The organism is Pseudomonas sp. N-137 (genome assembly GCF_034555295.1).
Classification (GTDB): Bacteria; Pseudomonadota; Gammaproteobacteria; order Pseudomonadales; family Pseudomonadaceae; genus Aquipseudomonas; species Aquipseudomonas rhizophila.
Genome location: NZ_JAXUDQ010000014.1, coordinates 23,404 through 42,147, shown reverse-complemented (window position 1 = coordinate 42,147; position 18,744 = coordinate 23,404). Strand labels below are relative to the sequence as shown.

General features: G+C 59.8%; 18 protein-coding genes and 1 tRNA gene. 12 read left to right on the top strand and 7 right to left on the bottom strand.

What is annotated here, in order from left to right:
* Positions 1–43: 43 nt before the first annotated feature.
* Positions 44–1,552: a UbiD family decarboxylase gene (locus T3A99_RS13310; protein WP_139049686.1), complete on the top strand. Its 1,509-nt coding sequence runs from the start codon at positions 44–46 to the stop codon at positions 1,550–1,552.
* Positions 1,539–2,105: a UbiX family flavin prenyltransferase gene (locus T3A99_RS13305; RefSeq protein ID WP_139049685.1), complete on the top strand. Its 567-nt coding sequence runs from the start codon at positions 1,539–1,541 to the stop codon at positions 2,103–2,105. Before T3A99_RS13310 ends, T3A99_RS13305 begins: the two co-directional genes overlap by 14 nt.
* Before the next feature lie 124 nt (positions 2,106–2,229).
* Here the strand turns inward: T3A99_RS13305 and T3A99_RS13300 are convergent, their stop codons facing one another.
* On the bottom strand, positions 2,230–3,717 hold the full coding sequence (locus T3A99_RS13300) for an MFS transporter (protein WP_139049684.1): 1,488 nt from the start codon (positions 3,715–3,717) through the stop codon (positions 2,230–2,232).
* Between T3A99_RS13300 and T3A99_RS13295 the strand changes: the two genes are divergently transcribed.
* The 4 genes from T3A99_RS13295 to T3A99_RS13280 all read left to right on the top strand — a co-directional run bounded on the left by T3A99_RS13295 (position 3,704) and on the right by T3A99_RS13280 (position 6,228).
* Positions 3,704–4,630: a LysR family transcriptional regulator gene (locus tag T3A99_RS13295; RefSeq protein ID WP_171061345.1), complete on the top strand. Its 927-nt coding sequence runs from the start codon at positions 3,704–3,706 to the stop codon at positions 4,628–4,630. The genes T3A99_RS13300 and T3A99_RS13295 overlap by 14 nt on opposite strands.
* Positions 4,631–4,786: 156 nt before the next feature.
* On the top strand, positions 4,787–5,398 hold the full coding sequence (gene gstA / locus T3A99_RS13290; protein WP_139049683.1) for a glutathione transferase GstA: 612 nt from the start codon (positions 4,787–4,789) through the stop codon (positions 5,396–5,398).
* 64 nt (positions 5,399–5,462) lie between these two features.
* Positions 5,463–5,834: a Rid family hydrolase gene (locus T3A99_RS13285; RefSeq protein ID WP_139049682.1), complete on the top strand. Its 372-nt coding sequence runs from the start codon at positions 5,463–5,465 to the stop codon at positions 5,832–5,834.
* Positions 5,824–6,228, top strand: a complete 405-nt coding sequence (locus tag T3A99_RS13280; RefSeq protein WP_139049681.1) for a nuclear transport factor 2 family protein — start codon at positions 5,824–5,826, stop codon at positions 6,226–6,228. The genes T3A99_RS13285 and T3A99_RS13280 overlap by 11 nt, the downstream gene beginning before the upstream one ends.
* 222 nt (positions 6,229–6,450) lie before the next feature.
* Here T3A99_RS13280 and T3A99_RS13275 read toward each other — a convergent pair.
* The 5 genes from T3A99_RS13275 to T3A99_RS13255 form a co-directional block, all read right to left on the bottom strand.
* Positions 6,451–6,526 (bottom strand) — tRNA-Gly (locus T3A99_RS13275).
* A gap of 63 nt (positions 6,527–6,589) precedes the next feature.
* On the bottom strand, positions 6,590–7,150 hold the full coding sequence (gene pgsA, locus T3A99_RS13270; RefSeq protein WP_047227859.1) for a CDP-diacylglycerol--glycerol-3-phosphate 3-phosphatidyltransferase: 561 nt from the start codon (positions 7,148–7,150) through the stop codon (positions 6,590–6,592).
* Positions 7,151–7,182: 32 nt separating this feature from the next.
* Positions 7,183–9,006: an excinuclease ABC subunit UvrC gene (uvrC, locus tag T3A99_RS13265; RefSeq protein WP_047227858.1), complete on the bottom strand. Its 1,824-nt coding sequence runs from the start codon at positions 9,004–9,006 to the stop codon at positions 7,183–7,185.
* Between the two features lie 2 nt (positions 9,007–9,008).
* Positions 9,009–9,650 (bottom strand): UvrY/SirA/GacA family response regulator transcription factor, encoded by a 642-nt coding sequence (gene uvrY, locus T3A99_RS13260; protein WP_024781217.1) that lies wholly within the window; start codon positions 9,648–9,650, stop codon positions 9,009–9,011.
* Positions 9,651–9,777: 127 nt separating this feature from the next.
* Entirely contained in the window at positions 9,778–10,212 is a 435-nt protein-coding gene (locus T3A99_RS13255; RefSeq protein WP_076384052.1) for a GNAT family N-acetyltransferase, read from the bottom strand.
* A gap of 692 nt (positions 10,213–10,904) precedes the next feature.
* Between T3A99_RS13255 and T3A99_RS13250 the strand changes: the two genes are divergently transcribed.
* Positions 10,905–11,972 (top strand): 3-deoxy-7-phosphoheptulonate synthase, encoded by a 1,068-nt coding sequence (locus T3A99_RS13250; protein ID WP_322834452.1) that lies wholly within the window; start codon positions 10,905–10,907, stop codon positions 11,970–11,972.
* Positions 11,973–12,003: 31 nt separating this feature from the next.
* Here T3A99_RS13250 and T3A99_RS13245 read toward each other — a convergent pair whose 3' ends face one another.
* Positions 12,004–13,065 carry a hypothetical protein gene (locus T3A99_RS13245; protein WP_322834451.1) on the bottom strand — a complete coding sequence of 354 codons (1,062 nt, stop codon included), beginning with the start codon at positions 13,063–13,065 and terminating at the stop codon, positions 12,004–12,006.
* Between the two features lie 326 nt (positions 13,066–13,391).
* On the opposite strand from T3A99_RS13245, the gene T3A99_RS13240 reads away from it, so the two are divergent.
* From T3A99_RS13240 to T3A99_RS13220, 5 genes are all read left to right on the top strand, one after another.
* Positions 13,392–14,270, top strand: coding sequence for an esterase/lipase family protein (locus tag T3A99_RS13240; RefSeq protein WP_047227853.1), 879 nt, complete (start codon positions 13,392–13,394; stop codon positions 14,268–14,270).
* 96 nt (positions 14,271–14,366) lie between these two features.
* Entirely contained in the window at positions 14,367–14,648 is a 282-nt protein-coding gene (locus T3A99_RS13235) for a peptidylprolyl isomerase (protein WP_007898306.1), read from the top strand.
* A 130-nt stretch (positions 14,649–14,778) separates the two neighbouring features.
* Complete coding sequence (locus T3A99_RS13230; RefSeq protein ID WP_322834450.1) at positions 14,779–16,647, top strand: extracellular solute-binding protein; 1,869 nt, start codon at positions 14,779–14,781, stop codon at positions 16,645–16,647.
* On the top strand, positions 16,647–17,705 hold the full coding sequence (locus T3A99_RS13225) for a microcin C ABC transporter permease YejB (RefSeq protein WP_188251063.1): 1,059 nt from the start codon (positions 16,647–16,649) through the stop codon (positions 17,703–17,705). The genes T3A99_RS13230 and T3A99_RS13225 overlap by 1 nt, the downstream gene beginning before the upstream one ends.
* A complete protein-coding gene (locus tag T3A99_RS13220; RefSeq protein ID WP_047227850.1) occupies positions 17,705–18,727 on the top strand; it encodes an ABC transporter permease in 1,023 nt (340 codons plus the stop codon). Before T3A99_RS13225 ends, T3A99_RS13220 begins: the two co-directional genes overlap by 1 nt.
* The last annotated feature ends 17 nt before the right edge of the window (positions 18,728–18,744 follow it).

Sequence of the window (18,744 nt, the reverse complement as noted above, 5' to 3'; positions counted from 1 at the left end):
ATGCGCCCGTCGTTTTTCTATTCAGTCCCCGCGGATACACAAGATGAACAAACTGATTGAACCAGTTACCGACCTTCGAGACTGGCTGGCACGAGCAGAAAAGATCGGCGAACTGCAAACCGTCTCGCAAGCCGTCGACCCGATTGAAGAAATGAGCGCCATCACTTATCTGGTGGCCCGCCAAACCACCTCGCCTGCGGTGCTCTTCGACCAAGCGGACTCGCCACTGGGCTTGCGTCATTTGTGGAACATTTTTGGTCCGAGCGTGGCGCGCACCGCGATCACCCTTGAGGAGGCTCCAGATACACCGACCATGGAACTAATCCGGCGAACCAAAGAAAAGCTCAAACACAGCATAGCTCCGCTTGAAATCTCGGCTGAAGCCGCGCCGATCTACCAGAACACACTCACGGGTAACGACATCGACCTCACCCGCCTGCCGATCCCCAAACACTGGCCAAGGGATGGCGGAGCCTACGCCGGTACAGCGGATGCGGTGTTCACCCGGGATCTGGAGTCCGGCTACCTGAACGTCGGCACCTATCGGATGATGATCCAGGGGGCTCGCGAGGTCGGCCTGTCGCTGGCACCGGGCAAGGACGCCCTGCGCCATATTCATCAAGCGTGGGCAAAGGGTGAAGCGCTGCCCGTAGCGGCAGCCTGGGGTGTCGACCCATTGATGATGGTGGTCGGTTCGCAATCGTTGCCGCCTGGCGTCAGCGAATACGATTTTGCCGGCGGCATCAAAGGCAAACCTGTTGAAGTCGTACGCGCGAAAAACTCCGACCTGCTTATTCCGGCCGCGGCGGAGATTGTCATCGAAGGTTTGATTCGTCCCGGCTCGACCCGTGAAGAAGGGCCTTTCGGCGAGTTCACCGGCTACTACGGCTATAAGGACATCGATTGCCCGCTGATTGAAGTTACCGCCCTACACTACCGAACCCGTCCGATTCTGACCAATGCGCTGATGGCTGATTTCCCCTCGAACGAGCAAAGCGCGTTCTTCTCCACCATCCGCTCGGCCAAGATCTGGAGCGACCTCGACAAACTCGGGATCCAGGGCATCCAAGGAGTGTATTGCCCGCCCGCCGCTGCCGGAGCGTTCGGCATGATCATCATCAGTCTTCAACAGAAATACGCCGGACATGCGGCGCAAGCGCTGGCGCTCGCCAGTCAAGTGCCCGGCGGCGCATACATCAGCAAATGGATCGTCGCGGTGGATGAAGACGTCGATCCCACCGACATGAATCAGGTGCTATGGGCCATGGCTACGCGCGCCACCCCCAGCGATGACATCGACATTCTGCGCAACACCCGCGGCTCGCCGCTGGACCCGGCACAGAATCCGCCGGAGAAACGTTTCTTCGGCTCCAAGGCCTTGATCAACGCATGCAAGGATTACCGCAACATTCACAGTTTCCCGACGCGCACTCTGTTGCGCCCCTCGATCTACGAACGAGTGCGCGAACGCTGGACCGATTTGGGTCTTCCCGGCGAAGCACCGCTGGTCAGCGTATTCGACAACGTGGTGGATTCCCATGAGCAGCCCTGAACGACGCATCGTGGTCGGCATCAGCGGTGCCAGCGGCGTAATTTACGGCGTGCGCACATTGGTGCTGCTGCGCGAACTGGGCATTGCTACTCATTTGATCATGACCAAATCGGCCCAAGTCACCCTGGCTCACGAACTTGATATGAAAGTGGCTGATGTCAAAGCGCTTGCCAGTGTCGTACACGATCCGGCGGACATCGGCGCATCGATTTCCAGTGGCTCGTTCAAGACATTGGGTATGGTGGTGACTCCGTGCTCAATCAAAAGTCTTTCGGAGATTTCCAGCGGCATCACCGGCAGCCTGCTCAGTCGTGCCGCCGATGTGACGCTCAAGGAGCGCCGGCCATTGATTCTGATGGTGCGGGAAACGCCGTTGCATCTTGGGCACCTGCGCAGCATGACTCAGGCCTGTGAAATGGGCGGCATCGTAATGCCGCCGGTACCGGCGTTTTACGCCCGGCCGCAATCGATCGAAGACATGGTCGATCATACGGTCGGCCGCATGCTCGATTTGTTGGGCCTTGATAGCGGGACGGTACGTCGCTGGGGTTGAACGTCACTTTTAGCTGCATCTTCGGTAAGTGTGCCTCGGCGCCTTGCCGAATCGCTCTTTCACAATCTGGACCAACGCAACGTCGATTCATCGAAACACTCACCGGCGAGCTTGAGCGCGCCGGTCAGCATTCACTCACGACATCGACTTCGTCGGTGTACAGCCGCATCACGGTCAGCACTGCTGCAGCCGCAAACGACAGCGCAATAATCGACAGGGCGCCAGTGGCGCGTCCCGATCCTTCGAGCGTAGCGCCGAGTAAAGCAATCCCCGTCACCCCGCCACATTGGCGAGCGGCATTGAGCACTCCAGAGCCGACGCCGATCTTGCCGCTCGGCACACTCGCCAGGCAAGCGCCGACGATCACCGGCAAGGTCGCACCGCCCAGCCCGATCAACAGCCCCCCGAGCATCAGGCTAATGCTCTCCATTCCGAACAACGCCAGCAATGCAGCCCCGAACGCTCCACAAAACATGCCTGCGACACCGACTGAACGGGCACCGAAGGCGTTCGACAGCCGCCCAGAAAGACTCGCCATGACGCCAGTCGCAATTGTCATCGGGATCATCGCCACGCCGATTTCCACAGGTGTTCGGCCCTGCCCCTGCAGCGCGAATGGCAGCACAAACAGGCTGCCGTAGTACGCCAGCGTTTGCAGAAATCCGGCGCCTATCGCGGCAGAAAAAGTTCTCGACTCAAACAGGTGCAACGGCAACATCGGTTCGCGCCGTCTCCGCTGCGAATAGATAAACGCCACGCCCGAGATCAGCGCTAGCAGCAATGTCGCGATGACCCACGCATGTTCCCAGCCCCATACCGGCCCTTCAATCAACGCGAAGATTAGCGACACCAGCGCCAGTGCCGAAAGCACTTGCCCCGTCCAGTCAATCGAACACGGCTGAATGGCAATGACACTGCTGCGTAGCGCACAGCACACCAGGGCAATCAGGCAGAACGGCACGTTCAGATAAAAAATCGAGCGCCAGTCGACCAGCTCCACCAGCACACCGCCCAATAACGGACCGCTCACCAGCGCAAGCGCTGAAATCCCGCCCCACAAGGCAACAGCTTTGGCCCGCGCCTTGGGATCAGGATACGCCTCGACCAGTAATGCCATAGAACTGGGTAGCATAAGCGCCGCACCGACACCTTGCACCGCCCGCGCGGCAATCAGCTCGACAACGCCGTGGGCCGATCCGCAGGCAATCGATGCACCCGTGAACACCAACAGGGCAAACAGAAAAACTTTCCTCGCCCCCAGCCGATCGCTCAACGCACCGGCAGACAACAGCAGACTGGCAAATACCAAAGTGTAGGCGCCGGCGATCCATTGCAGCCGATCCATCCCCGTTGCCAGGTCACGCCCAATGCTCGGCAGTGCGACATTCAGCGCTGTGGCATCCAGCGCAACCATGAATGAACTCAACGCCACGCTCACCAGAACAGGCGCCGCCGAGGCGGGTCTGGCCACCAGATCCATTGATAGGGTTTTGCCCACTTTCCAACACCTCACTGTGTATTCAGGAGCGATCCTGAGGCGGTGAGCGCACTTCGTAAAATTAAATCTCGAATACCCGAACATAAGAGGAACTACTGAAATGATGAACCTCATGCATTGGCGCCTGTTGGTCGCCGTGGCTGACGCCGAAAATGTTTCTCGCGCCGCTGAGCGCTATGGCATTACCCAGTCGGGCGCAAGCCAAGCCCTGACGCAGATGGAGGAAGCGTTGGGCGTAAAAGTGTTCGTGCGCGACCGTCGTCAGACCACCGCGACAGCCATCGGGCAGCAGATCATCGACCGCGCGCGCCGCATGCTCAGCGAATTCGAATCGATCCAGAATCTGGTAGATGCGTCGCGCGGGTGTCACCTGGGACGAATCAAACTCGCAAGTTTTCCTTCCGTATTTGCCAACCTGCTGCCGCCGTTGCTGCAAGGCTTCAGTCGGCTGCATCCAGGCATAGAAATCGTTTCGCTCGAAGGCACCGACGAAGAAGTTGAGCAATGGCTGGCCAACAGCAGTATCGATCTTGGCGTCGTGATGAATCCCTGCCCTTCCCGTGGTGCGCTGTTGCTGGGCCGCGATTCATGGGTGGCGGCAATACCCGCGACCCATGACCTGGCGCGCAAATCCTCACACAGCACCGTCGCGCTCAAGGATCTGGTGGAAGAGCCGTTCATCCTCGCCACCGGCGGCTGCTACCTTAATGGTCAGTCGCTGGTAGAACGTGAAGGACTCAAGCTGAAGGACGTCAAGATCACAGTACGCGACTGGACCACCGCGTTTGCGTTGATCAGTGAAGGCATGGGGATTTCGATCGTACCGGCTTCGACACTGCCGGTTGATCGCCGGGGAATGCGGGTCTTCGAATTGAGCAAACCGATCTATCGCGAGTTCGGCCTGGTTTGCTCACCCGCCGGCGAAAACACGCCTTCTGCCCAGGCGTTTCTCAATGAAATTCGCAAATCGACCCTCGGCAGCGACATCCCGATGACGGTTCGCAGTACTGAAGCGAAAGTCGCCTGAATCGACATAAGAGCACCTAATGATGGGTGCATAAAATCGTAATTTTACCGTTCGATGACATGGCACCAATATGTCTGGAACGAGGCTCGCAGCCGTTTCAGACCTGGAACGGCAACACGTTCGGGCACGCGTCGCCCGCTTAACAAGGAGATACACATGAAACTGTACTTTGCCCCTATGACCTGTTCCCTGTCGCCACACATCGTGATGCGTGAGCTGGGCCTGCCTTTCGAACTGATCCGAGTCAACAACAAGACCAAAGCAACGGCAGACGGGCGTGACTTTCGCGACATCAACCCAAAGGGATACGTCGCCGCACTGATGCTGGATAATGGCCAAGTGTTGACCGAAGGTCCGGCCATCGTGCAATACCTGGTCGATCAGGTTCCGGGCAACTCACTGGCACCGGCCAACGGCACCTGGGAGCGCACGCGTTTGCAGGAACTGCTGAACTTCATCACCTCAGAAATCCATGGCGGTAGCGCACCGCTGTTCAATGCCGATATCCCTGAGCCCACCAAAGAAATCTTCCGCCAGAAACTGTTTAAGCGCCTGGACTACCTGAACAAGAGCCTGGTGAACAAAGACTACCTGCTGAGCGCCTTCGGCCTGGCCGATGCCTACCTGTTCACGGTGCTGAAGTGGCTGCCGTTCTTCAATATCGACATCAAGAACTGGCCTGAACTGGCGTCGTTCATGGCGCGTATGGAAGCACGTCCAAGCGTGCAGGCCGCCATTGCCGCAGAAGAAGCAACGCAGCCGGTTTAATCACGGATGACAGAAGCTGGTCGATGCTAGCTTCTGCCTTACTTCAACTTGGATGAAGTCCCCTATGCAGACAATTGAACGCGTCCCAAGCGGCCACGCAGGACGTAGCCGTTCCTGCGCCTACGCAGATATCGTTTACACCGTGGCAACTTCCGCGGACACCTCACTGGACATCGTCGGCCAGACTCACCAAGCCCTCGCCGCGTTGAGCATCAGCCTCAAAGGCCTTGGCTCTCACGCTTCGCGCATGCTATCGGCTCAGGTGCTGCTGGCAGACATGGGCAGCAAATCCACAGTCGATGAAATCTGGGCCGGATGGATCGGCGACAACCCCCAGCACTGGCCCCAGCGTGCCTGCTACGGTGTCGATCTAGGCGGCAAACTTCTGATTGAAATCATCGTCACTGCGGCGCGAGGAACGGCTAATGACGCATAACGATCAGATCGACCTGGTCATTCGGACTTGTGAGGCTCAACGCAGTGCCGCCATGCTCGGCGGGCACCTGGATATCTTCAGCTACTTGTTCCACCCAGACCTGACCTACATCCACGCCACTGGTGTGGTGGACGATCTCAAGAGTTATCTTGAGAAATGCCGTTCTCGGGAGTTCATCTATCACACCCTCAATCATCAGATCGACAAGGTGACGCGGGTGGGTGATCTAGCGATCGCGTTAGGTGAAATGGTCACCATAGTCACCTCCGGAGGAATAAGAAAACATCTGCACAATCGAACGCTCACGGCGTGGCAGAAAACCGGTGAGCAATGGCAACTACTGGTCTACCAGGCGACACCGCTCAAGCCGGCCGTGGTACTCGAGACATCGTGAGCGATCCGACGCACGCCCATAGGTCGAATAGCCCTTAATCGTGCCCCCGCGAGATCGGTGCGCGAGCGGGGTCAAGTCTCATGGCGTTGAGCCAACCAATGAACTTAATGAATGCCCCCCCACTGAAATGTCCGAACATTCAGCAGTCAGTGTATCCAGCGCTAAGGCATTCTCAGCGCACAAAAAAAAAGCCACTCATCTGAGTGGCTTTTTTCTGAATCTTGGAGCGGGAAACGAGACTCGAACTCGCGACCCCGACCTTGGCAAGGTCGTGCTCTACCAACTGAGCTATTCCCGCGTCTTGGTGTGGCGCATTCTATAGATTCAGATTACGCCGTCAACCCTTTGATTCAAAAAACTTTTATTTCGGGTCTACGTCAGTGCGCAGATGCGGCCAGGCGGCGCGCAGGTACTGAACCATCGACCACAATGTCAGGCCTGCGGAGATCAGCAGCAGTGCATAGCCCAACAGCACCCAGAAATTGAAGTTGGCCGGGTTGCCCAGCAGGATCACCAGCGCCAGCATTTGCGCGGCGGTTTTCCATTTGCCCAGGTTCGATACCGCCACTTGGGCACGGGCGCCCAGTTCGGCCATCCATTCGCGCAGTGCCGATACGACGATCTCGCGGCCGATGATCACCGCTGCCGGCAGGGTCAGCCAGAGGTTGCCGTGCTCCTGCACCAGCAGTACCAGGGCGACCGCGACCATCAGCTTGTCGGCCACAGGGTCCAGGAAGGCGCCGAAAGGCGTGCTCTGCTCCAGGCGTCGGGCCAGGTAGCCGTCCAGCCAGTCGGTGGCGGCGGCGAAGGCAAAGACCGAGGCGGAGGCCACATAGCTCCAGTGGTACGGCAAATAGAACAGCAAAATGAAGATCGGGATGAGCAGGACGCGAAGTACGGTAATCAGATTTGGGATATTCATCGGCACAACTGGCTGCGAGGTTGACGGGCATTCTACTCGCTATGCAGGCTTGCATAAATCGACTCAGCGAGCTTTTTACTGATACCGGGAGCTTTGGCTATCTCTTCGATGCTGGCACGAGACAGCTCCTGCAATCCACCAAAATGTTTCAATAGATCGCGACGTCGCGTCGGGCCAACCCCTGCCACACCTTCCAGCGTCGATGTACGGCGGGTCTTGCCCCGGCGGGCGCGGTGTCCGGTAATGGCGAAACGGTGTGCTTCGTCACGGATCTGCTGGATCAGGTGCAGCGCCGGCGAATCCCCTTTCAGGGTGAACTCATGGGCCGCATCGTTCAGGTACAAGGTCTCGAAACCGGCCTTGCGGGTGGCGCCCTTGGCCACGCCCAGCAGGATCAGGTCGGGGACCATCAGCTCGTTCAATACGTCGCGGGCCATGGACAGCTGGCCTTTGCCGCCGTCCACCAGCAGGATGTCCGGCAGCTTGCCCTCCCCGTCCTTGAGCTTGCCGAACCGGCGCATCAGCGCCTGATGCATCGCCGCATAATCATCGCCCGGGGTAACGCCTTCGATGTTGTAGCGTCGGTAATCGGACTTGATCGGGCCCTCCGGACCAAACACCACACAAGAGGCTACGGTCGCTTCGCCACTGGAGTGACTGATGTCGTAGCACTCCAGCCGCTGCGGCGGCTCGTCCAGGTTAAGGACATCGGCCAAGGCGTCGAACCGTGCCGCCACATGCTGGCGGTTGGCCAAGCGTGCGCCAAGGGCCTGTTCGGCGTTGGTCACGGCCAGTTGCTGCCAGCGCGCCCGGGTGCCACGCACGCGATGGCTGATGGTCAGTTCACGACCACGAAGCTTGTCAATGGCCTCGACCAGGGCTGGGAAGTCTTCGTGGACCACATTGACGATCAACTCGGCAGGCAGGTCGCGTTCCGGGCTGCTGATGTAGTACTGGCCCAAAAACGCCGCCATGACTTCGGCCACGTCTTCCTCGATACCCACCTGGGGAAAGAAGTTCTTGCTACCCAGCACCCGACCGCCGCGCACGCTGATCAGGTGAACGCAGGCGCCACCCGGGTTGATGAACGCGGCGATCACGTCAACGTCGCCGCTGCCACCTTCCATGCTCTGCTGATCCTGCACGCGGCGCAGCAGCCCGATCTGGTCACGCAGCTCGGCAGCCCGCTCAAACTCAAGATTGACCGCCGCGTCCTCCATCGCCGCCGACAGTTCGTCGGTCAACGCATTGCTGCGACCTTCAAGAAACATCACCGAGTGGCGCACGTCTTCGGCGTAGACCTGGGGTTCGACGAACCCGACGCAAGGCGCTTTGCAGCGTTTGATCTGATATTGCAGGCAGGGTCGGGTACGGTTCTTGTAATAGCTGTCTTCACATTGGCGAACGAAGAAGGTCTTCTGCAACAGACTCAGGCTTTCACGGATCGCCCCAGCGCTGGGGTAAGGACCGAAATACCGGCCCTTGGCCTTCTTGGCCCCGCGGTGGATGCTCAGACGCGGAAATGCCCCGTCGGACAGGAACACGTACGGGTAGGACTTATCGTCACGCAGCAGAATATTGTACGGCGGCCGCCATTCCTTGATCAGCGTCTGCTCGAGCAGCAAGGCCTCGGTTTCATTGGCGGTGATGGTGGTTTCGACTTGCGCGATGCGCCCCACCAGGGCGGCGGTCTTTGGCGCGAGGCCGGTTTTACGAAAGTAGCTGGCCAGACGCTTCTTGAGGTTCTTGGCCTTACCGACGTAAAGCAGACGCGCATCGCTGTCGAACATGCGGTAGACGCCTGGGCGACCGCTGCATGTGGACAGGAAAGCACTTGGATCAAACAGTTCAGTCATTATCAGGCGCTGGCATCGACCATGCCGTGGCGCACCGCCAGCAGCGTCAACTCGACATCGCTGCTGATCGACAGCTTCTCGAAGATTCGGTAACGGTAGGTGTTGACGGTTTTAGGCGACAAGCACAGCTTATCGGAGATGATCTGCACCTTTTGGCAACCGACAATCATCAGGGCAATCTGGATTTCCCGTTCCGACAGCGCATCGAAGGGCGATTCATTGGTCGGCTGGAACGACTTGATTGCCAACTGCTGGGCAATTTGCGGGCTGATGTAACGCTGACCGGCAAATACCAGGCGAATGGCCTGGACCATCTCGTTCAAGCCGGCGCCCTTGGTGAGGTAACCCGCAGCACCCGCCTGCAACAACCGGGTCGGGAACGGATCTTCTTCACACACGGTCACCGCGACCACCTTGATGTCCGGGTGGCTGCGCAGCAGTTTACGCGTGGCTTCAAGACCGCCGATGCCTGGCATCTTGACGTCCATCAGTACCACGTCGGGTTTCAGTTCACGCGCCTTGATAAGGGACTCTTCCCCGGATTCAGCCTGACCAACCACCTGCAGACCGTCGATATCAGCCAGCATTCGTGTAATGCCCGTACGGACGAGATCATGGTCGTCGACCACTAACACCCTAATCAAGCAGACACCTCACGATTTGGTCTTATTTGGGTTGCCCAACACCTTAGCAAAAACCATCCGGCAGACCTAGCGCAAAGGGACATATAAAAGTTACAACGCGTCTTTCACAGGCACGCAATCCGAGGCCTCAAGCCCTGGCGGCCCGTTCCATCCTCAGGAAACATTCATCCTCGCCGACCACCTGCAGCCCCATGCGCTCGTAGAGCACCCTGGCCGGATTGTTCTTGAAAACCGTCAGGCGTAACGCCGGGCGACGCTCCTGCATCATCATGTCCCAAACCTGACCGATCGCCCAGGTGCCGGCGCCCTGCCCCCGAAACGCCTCGGCAATCTGTAGCTCCCGGATATACAACGCCCGGGCATCACGACTCAGACTCACAAAACCCAACGCTTGCCCCTCGCGGCAGATGATCCAGTTCTGACGAATGATCCAGGCCAGATCGAATGCTTCGTCCTGCCATAACAAATCATGGTGCAAGTAATAGGGAAGCATGTTGATGCACGTCAGTTGCCGGGCAAAGGCGATGTCCTCGGCCGTTGCCGCACGCCACTGGAAACTCATGTGTACCTCTTCAAAGAATGGTCACCCATACGACTGGGCCCGATAACAGTCGGGCACCACAACTCGCTCAGGCCGAAAGCCAGATCGAGAGAAGGTGCAAACCCAAAGTTTGTCATAAAGCCCGCCGGACTCAAGCCAGGATGAACAATCACATGCCCACGATAGAATTTTCTGATTGAACCGGCCCGCCCTGCTCTAGTAAGCTCAGGGCCATTCATCGGAGACAGACCATGTTCAACGCCCTCGCATCGCTTCAAACCGCCAGCGCCCCGCGCTCGGTTGCGGCTGCCTGGGAGAACAGTGTTCAGACTCCGGTCAGCTTTTATTTTGGGTATTGGTTTAGCCACTGGCGCGCCTGATACCCAACCGGCGCCCAATTTAAACGGGTCGCCTTCCAGAGTTTTCTAACCCCCGGTCGGCCTCCCGACCGGGGGTTTTGTTTTTTCAGCCCCACACATTTTTGCGACACCAGACAAACTTGAGGATTGAGCCATGAACTACGCCACTTATTACCGTTACGACAGTTTTTCCGCCTGGCGATTTACCAGCCACCGCTCGGGACAGCCTGCCGCCTCCGATCGGTCACCTACCGGTGGCAAGCCTCAGTTGCGGGCCAATACGGCCAATTGTCGAACACCCCAATAGGGCCGGCGCGCGGGAATGAACCCGCTGCCCGCCCAGGAAACCAGATCATGAATTCGTCCGTCTCTGCTTTGCCGCTGTCCACGCTCAACCCCGCCAATGAAGCCCTGACCCTGCGTCTGCCCAGCTCATTGCAACTCAAGCAACAGTTGCCCCTCAGTTCGGCGCTGAGCCAACAGGTCAATGTCCATCGCCAGGCAATCCGCGCGATTCTCGACGGTGAGGACTCCCGCCTGCTGGTCGTTGTCGGCCCCTGCTCCATCCACGACCCGAAATCGGCCCTCGAATACGCTGCCAACCTGGCGCGCGTGGCCCATGAAGTCAGCGACAGCATGCTGCTGGTGATGCGCGCCTACGTGGAAAAACCCCGCACGACGGTAGGCTGGAAAGGCCTCGCTTACGACCCTGGCCTGGATGGCAGCGATGACATGGCCGGCGGCCTGACGCTGTCCCGGGAACTGATGCGCGAAATGCTCCAGTTGGGCCTGCCGGTGGCCACCGAACTGCTGCAACCCATGGCCACCAACTACTTCGATGACCTGCTCAGTTGGGTCGCCATCGGCGCGCGTACCACCGAATCGCAGATCCACCGGGAAATGGCCAGCGGCCTGGGCATGCCGGTCGGTTTCAAGAACGGCACGGACGGCGGTGTTGGCATCGCCTGCGATGCCATGCGCTCGGCAGCCCATCCTCATCGGCATTTCGGCGTCGACAGCCAGGGGCATCCGGCGATCATCCAGACCCAGGGTAACCCCGACACTCATCTGGTGCTGCGCGGCGGTCATCGCGGGCCGAACTATGACCGCCAGAGCGTCACACAGATACACAATGACCTGACCCGCCTGAAAATACCGGCCCGGATCATGGTGGATTGCAGCCACGCCAACAGTGGCAAAGACCCGTTGCGCCAGCCTCAGGTGTTCAACGACGTCCTGGAACAGCGCCTGCAAGGAAACCACTCCCTCATCGGCATGATGCTGGAAAGCCACCTGTTCGAAGGTTGCCAGTCGTTGGGCCCGTCGCTGCGTTACGGCGTATCGGTGACCGATGGCTGCCTGGGTTGGGCGACCACCGAGCAACTGCTGCGTCAGGCCCATCGTCAACTGGTGTCGGCCTGAATCCTGAAAGCGCCCTCCCCAGCGAGGGCGCTCAGCTTTTTGTCTCGGAGCGAACCTGGACGGTGACCCACTCCGAATGCTGGCTCACATCGTCCAGGCGCTCGACCTGATAAAACAAGTGCACCGACCTGCCGCGCTGGTCCTGCCAGAACGCCGCAGGCACTACAAAGGTCAGCGCTTGACCTGCCGTCGCCGCGGTGATTTCGCGCTCGGCGACATGCGCGTAACTGCCGTTGCACTGCAGCCAGACCAGCTCGCCAGCCTCAAACCCGGCATCGTCGATGACGACACTCACCCCTTCCTGTAACCCGTCGACATCCAGCCCGCCCGCGTTCAATCCCGCAATCCGCGGCGCTTTCAGAGCAGGACGTCGCAAAGGCCCCAGGTGCAACGACAGGGGCTCGGCGCGACGCACCGAATGTCCGCGCCGGACGACATAGGTCAGGCTCAGGCTTTGACCCTCATGAGGGGCAATCAGCGCATGATCGACCCAGAACGCTACCTCGCGGCCGACGGCATGAGCCTCGATATCCAGCACATCGCGCCAAACGGCCCTGGAATCGTTGCTGGCAATCAGGATCAACCGGTCGCCGACGGCCATTCTGGAATAGGGTTTGATGGTCACGCACGTTCCTTCGGGCACCCGCGCCGGGTCCAGGCTGCCGCCCACGGCATCGTTGGCAACGGCGGCCGGCAGTTGCAAGGAAACATCGCCGATATCCAGTTGCAAAGGCTGGGAAACCAGCGTGGCCGGCAGCCGTTTGCTCGTCACTTGGTAGCTGATCTCCAGCGAGCCGCCGTCCAGCTCGGCGATATGCGGCTCGCGCACAACAAAAACGACATCTCGCCCCACATGTCGCTCAGTGATGAACCTTCGCACTTCATGCCGATAGGGTTCGGCGTCTGAATTGAGTCCGTGCCAGAACAGCAGCAACTCATCTCCGCACGTCATCATTGGATATGGCTTGACGGTGATGACGACCTTGCGCCAAGCGGGGTTGATCACCCCTGCCGTGGCCGCTGCCAGAAACGGGGCCGGCAATTTCGTCAGGGGTGCGAGCCGGGCTCGCGGGGCAGATGGGTAAGTGGTCATACATAGGCTCCAGTCCTTGGATAAAGGCACCGCGTTCATATCGCGGCACCCGATGAAGCCATTAAACCTCGACCGTCCCAAACCCACAGTCAGACAAGACGACCACGGGAGTGGCCTGGTGCCGGTGAAGTTGTAGCCGCAAGCGCCAAGGGCAATCGGAAGTATCCCGATACGCTCAGATCCGTCCGGCTCCAGTCCGACCCTTCCCACTTCTTCTATTCCGTTTTCAGCAGAGCACTGCGGTTTCTTCCTACACCGTCCAGCACAAGCCTGCATTAGAGTGACGTCGCGAATTCAACAGGAACCTCTTCGAAAAAGGTACGAACATGCAACGGAATGCAACCACTCAATTTCCCATCCTGCTGGTCCATGGGTTGTTCGGGTTTGACAGGGTCGGCGGCTTCGAACTCTTCCACGGGATCAAACAGGCATTACGCGCCGCCGGTGCCCGGGTGTTCATCCCCTATTTGTCAGCGACACATTCCAATGAAGCCCGTGGTGAACAACTGCTGGCACAGATCGATCGGATCCTGAGCGGCACCGGCGCCACCAGGGTCAACCTGATCGGTCACAGCCAGGGCGCGCTGGCCGCCCGATACGCCGGCGCTGTTGCCCCCGACAGGGTGGCCTCGGTGACCTCGGTCAGCGGCCCCAATCATGGCTCCGAACTGATTGATTTCCTCTACAAAGCCCTGACCCCGGGGCGCCTGCCAGAGCATGTGGCGGATAAAGTCGCCACGCTTTTTGCTGACTTCATCTCGCTGCTGGGCGGCCAGGCGCAACTGCCACACGCGGCCATCGCAGCACTGGCGGCGCTGACCACCGAAGGCGTAGGCGCGTTCAATGACAAATACCCCCAAGGCCTGCCCAAACACTGGGGCGGCAACGGAGCACAAAGGGTCAACGGGGTGCGCTACTACTCATGGAGCGGCACGTTGCCGGACTCCGAGAACGGAGCGTGCAATGCGATGGACCCACTGCAGGGTTTCTGCCGGGCCTTTTCCGAGTATTTCATCACCGAAGCCGGGCAGAACGACGGCCTGGTGGGACGCTTCAGCTCGCACCTGGGCAAGGTCATTCGCTCTGACTATCCACTGGACCACATGGACGCCATCAACCAGACAGCCGGTTGCAGCCGCAAGGGTACAGACCCGGTGGAGCTTTACGTGCGCCACGCCGAACGCCTGCGCAAAGCCGGCCTTTGATCGACAGACTCAAGGTTTTGACGCATTTTTGACAACAACCGGTCAGTGATTCCGGTAGGCTCAACACCTTTAAAGCTATTGAAAGGAATTTTACCCATGGCCAAAGCCACTGCCCGCCACATCCTGGTTTCCAGCGAAGAGAAGTGCAACGAACTCAAGGCTCAGATCGAAGCCGGCGCCGATTTCGCTGAAGTCGCCAAAGCCAACTCCTCGTGCCCGTCCAGCCGTCAGGGCGGCGACCTGGGTTCGTTCGGTCCAGGCCAGATGGTCAAGGAATTCGACACCGTGGTATTCAGCGCCCCGATCAATGTGGTGCAGGGTCCGGTCAAGACCCAGTTCGGCTATCACCTGCTGGAAGTGACCAGCCGCCAGGACTGATCCCGGCTTATCGACATAACGGCCCGCCCTTCGGTGGGCCGTTGTGTTTGTGTCAGGCCAAGGGGCTAGCGATCAAGGCGTAGCTCGCGTACAAATCGTGGTCATCTATCACCCGGCTTTAAGGCTGACAATGCGACTGGCGTTCCCTTCACTGCTGTTCAATGCCGTGGTCCTGCTGACAGGTGCCGCCGGTGTGGATGCCACACCGCAACATGCCCTGACGGTGTATGGCGAACCGGCCAAGTACCCCCAGGGCTTCAGCCACTTCGCCTATACCAATCCCCAGGCCCCCAAAGGCGGCACCATGCGCCGCTCGGCCATCGAGATCGGCCATTTCGACCACGTCCTGCCCTACATCGACAAAGGCATCGGCGTCAGCCAGATCGATGGAATGCTGTATTCGCCGCTGGCTCAGCGCTCGCTGGACGAGCCCTACACCGTCTATGGCCTGGTGGCGCAGAAGATGGAACGCGCCGACGATGGCCTGTCCTTGCGCTTCTACCTCAATCCCAAGGCCCGGTTTGCCGATGGCAAGCCCATCACCGCCGAGGACGTGCGCTACACCTTCGAGCTGTTGATGACCCAGGGCAGCCTGCGGTATCGCACCCAGTTCGCCGCCGTCAAAGGCGTCGAAGTGGAATCCGAGCGCACCGTTCGCTTCGACTTCAAGAACAACGAAAACCGTACCCTGCCTCTGGACATCGCCACACTGCCGGTCTTTCCCGAGCACTGGTGGAAAACCCGCGACTTTGCCAGTGGAGGTGGCTACGAAGCCCCGCTGGGCAGTGGCCCCTATCGGGTGGGCCGGATCGACTCGGGACGCAGCATCACCTTCGAGCGCAACCCCGACTGGTGGGGCAAGGACCTGCCGGTCAGTCGCGGGCTCTACAATTTCGACCATTTCAGCATCGAGTATTTCGGCGATACCGATGTGGCGCGGCAGGTCTTGCGTGGCGGCGCTTATGACTACAATCGCGAGTTCTCCGCCACCGGTTATTCCATCGGCTATGACAGCCCGGCCCTGCATGACGGTCGCCTGCAAAAGGCCCACCTGGCCACCGAGGCTCCCCAAACGGCCCAAGGCTTCGTGTTCAACCTGCAAAAACCGCAGTTCCAGGATCGGCGTGTCCGCCAAGCCCTGGCCATGCTCTGGGATTTCGAGTGGAGCAACCGCCAGATGATGCGCAACCTCTATGTGCGCCAGCAGAGTTTTTTCTCCAACACCGACCTAGCCGCCCGGCAACTGCCCGATGCCGACGAACTGGCGATTCTCGAACCGTTACGCGGCAAAGTCCCAGAGGAAGTCTTCAGCCAAGTCTTCCACGCACCGAAAACCGACGGCAGCGGCGTGATCCGTGACAAACAACTGCAAGCCCTGGCGCTGCTGCAACAGGCCGGCTGGAAACCCGACGGCGACCGCCTGGTCAATGCCGAGGGGGAAGCGCTGAGCTTCACGTTCCTGATCAGCCAGAACGGCCTCGACCGGCTGTTGCTGCCCTACAAGCGCACCCTGGCACAGATCGGCATCGACATGAGCATCCGGCGCATCGACGCCTCCCAATACGTCAATCGCCTGATGAGTCGCGACTACGACATGATCATCACCGGCTATCCCGTCAGCACTTCGCCGGGCATGGAGCTCTACAACTATTTCGGCTCGGCGGCGGCCAACGATCCGGGCGCCAACAATTACATGGCCTTGCAGAATCCGGCCGTCGATGCCCTGATCGACGGGCTGGTCAAAGCCACCACCCAGCGCGACATGCTCCGCCATGCCCACGCCCTCGACCGGGTGCTGCAATGGAATTACTACTGGATCCCCAACTACTACCCGCCGGGCAGTTCGACCGTCTGGTGGAACCGCTTTGGCAGACCCAAAGTGCAGGCCAGCAATGACGAAGCCATCGAGAGCTGGTGGGAAATGAGCACCACACCGCTGACCAACGAGCAAATGGCCGCCGAACGCCTCAAACGCGGCTCCCCTGGAGGGCGGCATTGATGTGGGCCTATATCGCGCGGCGCTTGCTGCTGATCATTCCGACGCTGGTCATCATCCTGTTGGTGAACTTCGTCATCGTGCAGGCCGCTCCGGGCGGGCCGGTGGAACAGGCCATCGCCCAACTGCAAGGCATCGGCGGCGCCAGCGTCGGCAGTTCGGGCACTGCCATGACCGGCAGTTCGCGAGCCAGTCGCGGCCTCGATCCACAGCTGATCAAGGACATCGAAAAACAATACGGCTTCGACAAACCGGCCCACGAGCGTTTGTGGCTGATGCTCAGCAGCTACGCCCGAATGGACTTTGGCAAGAGCTTCTTTCGCGGCGCCACGGTGACCGACCTGATCCTGGAGAAGATGCCGGTGACCATTTCCCTCGGGCTCTGGGCCACGCTGATCACCTACCTGGTGTCGATTCCCCTGGGCATCCGCAAGGCGGTGCGCCATGGCTCGGCCTTCGATGTGTGGAGCAGCACGGCGATCATCATCGGCTACGCCATGCCGGCATTTCTGTTCGCCATGTTCCTGATCGTGATGTTTGCCGGCGGCACGTCGTTGAACTGGTTTCCGGTGCGCGGGCTGGTGTCTGACAACTTCGAGTCGCTGTCGACACTGGGCAAGATCACCGATTATTTCTGGCACCTGGTCCTGCCGGTCACTTCGCTGGTGATTGGCGGTTTCGCCACCTTGACGATCCTGACCAAGAACTCGTTCCTCAACGAAATCACCCGCCAGTACGTGGTCACCGCGCGAGCCAAGGGTATGAGCGAACGACGCGTGCTGTATGGCCATGTGTTCCGCAATGCGATGCTGCTGGTGGTGTCAGGGATTCCCCAGGCGTTCATCAGCGTGTTTTTCGCCGGCTCCTTGCTGATCGAGGTGATCTTCTCCCTCGATGGCCTGGGACGCATGAGCTATGAAGCCGCGGTGTCCCGGGACTATCCGGTGGTGTTCGGTTCGCTGTTCATCTTCACGCTGTTCGGCTTGCTGATCAAACTCATCGGCGACCTGTGCTACACCCTGGTGGACCCGCGTATCGACTTCGCCGCGAGGAACGCCTGATGTTCAAGTTGTCACCCTTGGGCCGCCGGCGTTTTGAGCGTTTCAAGAAGAATCGCCGGGGTTGGTGGTCGCTGTGGCTGTTCATCGGCCTGTTCATGCTGACCCTGGGCGGCGAATTGATCGCCAACGACAAGCCGTTGCTGGTGAGTTACCAGGGGTCGCTGTATTTCCCAGTGTTCAAGCGCTACACCGAACAGGAGTTTGGCGGGCAGTTGCCGTTCCAGGCCGATTACCGCAGCAGCTACGTGCAGGATCTGATCCACAAGGACGGCGGCTGGCTGTTGTTCCCGCCGATCCCGTTCAGCGACGACACACCCAACTACGACCTGAACCAGCCGACCCCAAGCCCGCCCTCGTCGGTGAACTGGCTGGGCACCGATGATCAGGCCCGGGACGTGCTGGCCCGGGTGATCTTCGGGGCACGGGTGTCGATTCTGTTCGCCTTGGCCCTGACGGCCATCAGCGCGCTGATCGGCATCAGCGCCGGTGCTTTGCAGGGGTATTACGGCGGCTGGGTGGACCTGCTGGGGCAACGCCTGCTGGAAGTCTGGTCCGGGCTGCCGGTGCTCTATCTGCTGATCATTCTGTCCGGCTTCGTCGAGCCGAATTTCTGGTGGCTGCTGGGAATCATGGCGCTGTTTTCCTGGCTGGCCCTGGTGGATGTGGTGCGCGCCGAGTTCCTGCGCGGGCGCAACCTTGAATACGTCAAGGCCGCCAGAGCCCTGGGCCTGTCCGACCGCAAGGTGATCGTGCGGCATATCCTGCCCAACGCGATGAACGCCACCCTGAGTTATCTGCCGTTCATCCTCACCGGGGCGATTTCCACCCTCACCGCCCTGGACTTCCTCGGCTTCGGCATGCCGGCGGGCAGCGCGTCGCTGGGCGAGTTGATCGGCCAGGGCAAACAGAACCTGCAAGCGCCGTGGCTGGGCCTGACGGCGTTCTTCACCCTGGCGCTGATTCTTTCTCTGCTGGTGTTCATTGGCGAGGCGTTGCGCGATGCATTCGACCCCCGATCCTGATCCACGGCCATGAAGCG

Bases quoted from the DNA above. Each gene is read 5' to 3' on its own strand.
- T3A99_RS13300 (WP_139049684.1), bottom strand. From the start codon at position 3,717: ATGAGGTTCATCATTTCAGTAGTTCCTCTTATGTTCGGGTATTCGAGA.
- T3A99_RS13240 (WP_047227853.1), top strand. From the start codon at position 13,392: ATGCAACGGAATGCAACCACTCAATTTCCCATCCTGCTGGTCCATGGG.
- T3A99_RS13285 (WP_139049682.1), top strand. From the start codon at position 5,463: ATGCAGACAATTGAACGCGTCCCAAGCGGCCACGCAGGACGTAGCCGT.
- T3A99_RS13245 (WP_322834451.1), bottom strand. From the start codon at position 13,065: ATGACCACTTACCCATCTGCCCCGCGAGCCCGGCTCGCACCCCTGACG.
- T3A99_RS13295 (WP_171061345.1), top strand. From the start codon at position 3,704: ATGATGAACCTCATGCATTGGCGCCTGTTGGTCGCCGTGGCTGACGCC.
- T3A99_RS13250 (WP_322834452.1), top strand. From the start codon at position 10,905: ATGAATTCGTCCGTCTCTGCTTTGCCGCTGTCCACGCTCAACCCCGCC.
- T3A99_RS13280 (WP_139049681.1), top strand. From the start codon at position 5,824: ATGACGCATAACGATCAGATCGACCTGGTCATTCGGACTTGTGAGGCT.
- T3A99_RS13235 (WP_007898306.1), top strand. From the start codon at position 14,367: ATGGCCAAAGCCACTGCCCGCCACATCCTGGTTTCCAGCGAAGAGAAG.
- T3A99_RS13225 (WP_188251063.1), top strand. From the start codon at position 16,647: ATGTGGGCCTATATCGCGCGGCGCTTGCTGCTGATCATTCCGACGCTG.
- uvrC (WP_047227858.1), bottom strand. From the start codon at position 9,006: ATGACTGAACTGTTTGATCCAAGTGCTTTCCTGTCCACATGCAGCGGT.
- T3A99_RS13310 (WP_139049686.1), top strand. From the start codon at position 44: ATGAACAAACTGATTGAACCAGTTACCGACCTTCGAGACTGGCTGGCA.
- gstA (WP_139049683.1), top strand. From the start codon at position 4,787: ATGAAACTGTACTTTGCCCCTATGACCTGTTCCCTGTCGCCACACATC.
- T3A99_RS13220 (WP_047227850.1), top strand. From the start codon at position 17,705: ATGTTCAAGTTGTCACCCTTGGGCCGCCGGCGTTTTGAGCGTTTCAAG.
- T3A99_RS13255 (WP_076384052.1), bottom strand. From the start codon at position 10,212: ATGAGTTTCCAGTGGCGTGCGGCAACGGCCGAGGACATCGCCTTTGCC.
- T3A99_RS13305 (WP_139049685.1), top strand. From the start codon at position 1,539: ATGAGCAGCCCTGAACGACGCATCGTGGTCGGCATCAGCGGTGCCAGC.
- pgsA (WP_047227859.1), bottom strand. From the start codon at position 7,150: ATGAATATCCCAAATCTGATTACCGTACTTCGCGTCCTGCTCATCCCG.
- T3A99_RS13230 (WP_322834450.1), top strand. From the start codon at position 14,779: ATGCGACTGGCGTTCCCTTCACTGCTGTTCAATGCCGTGGTCCTGCTG.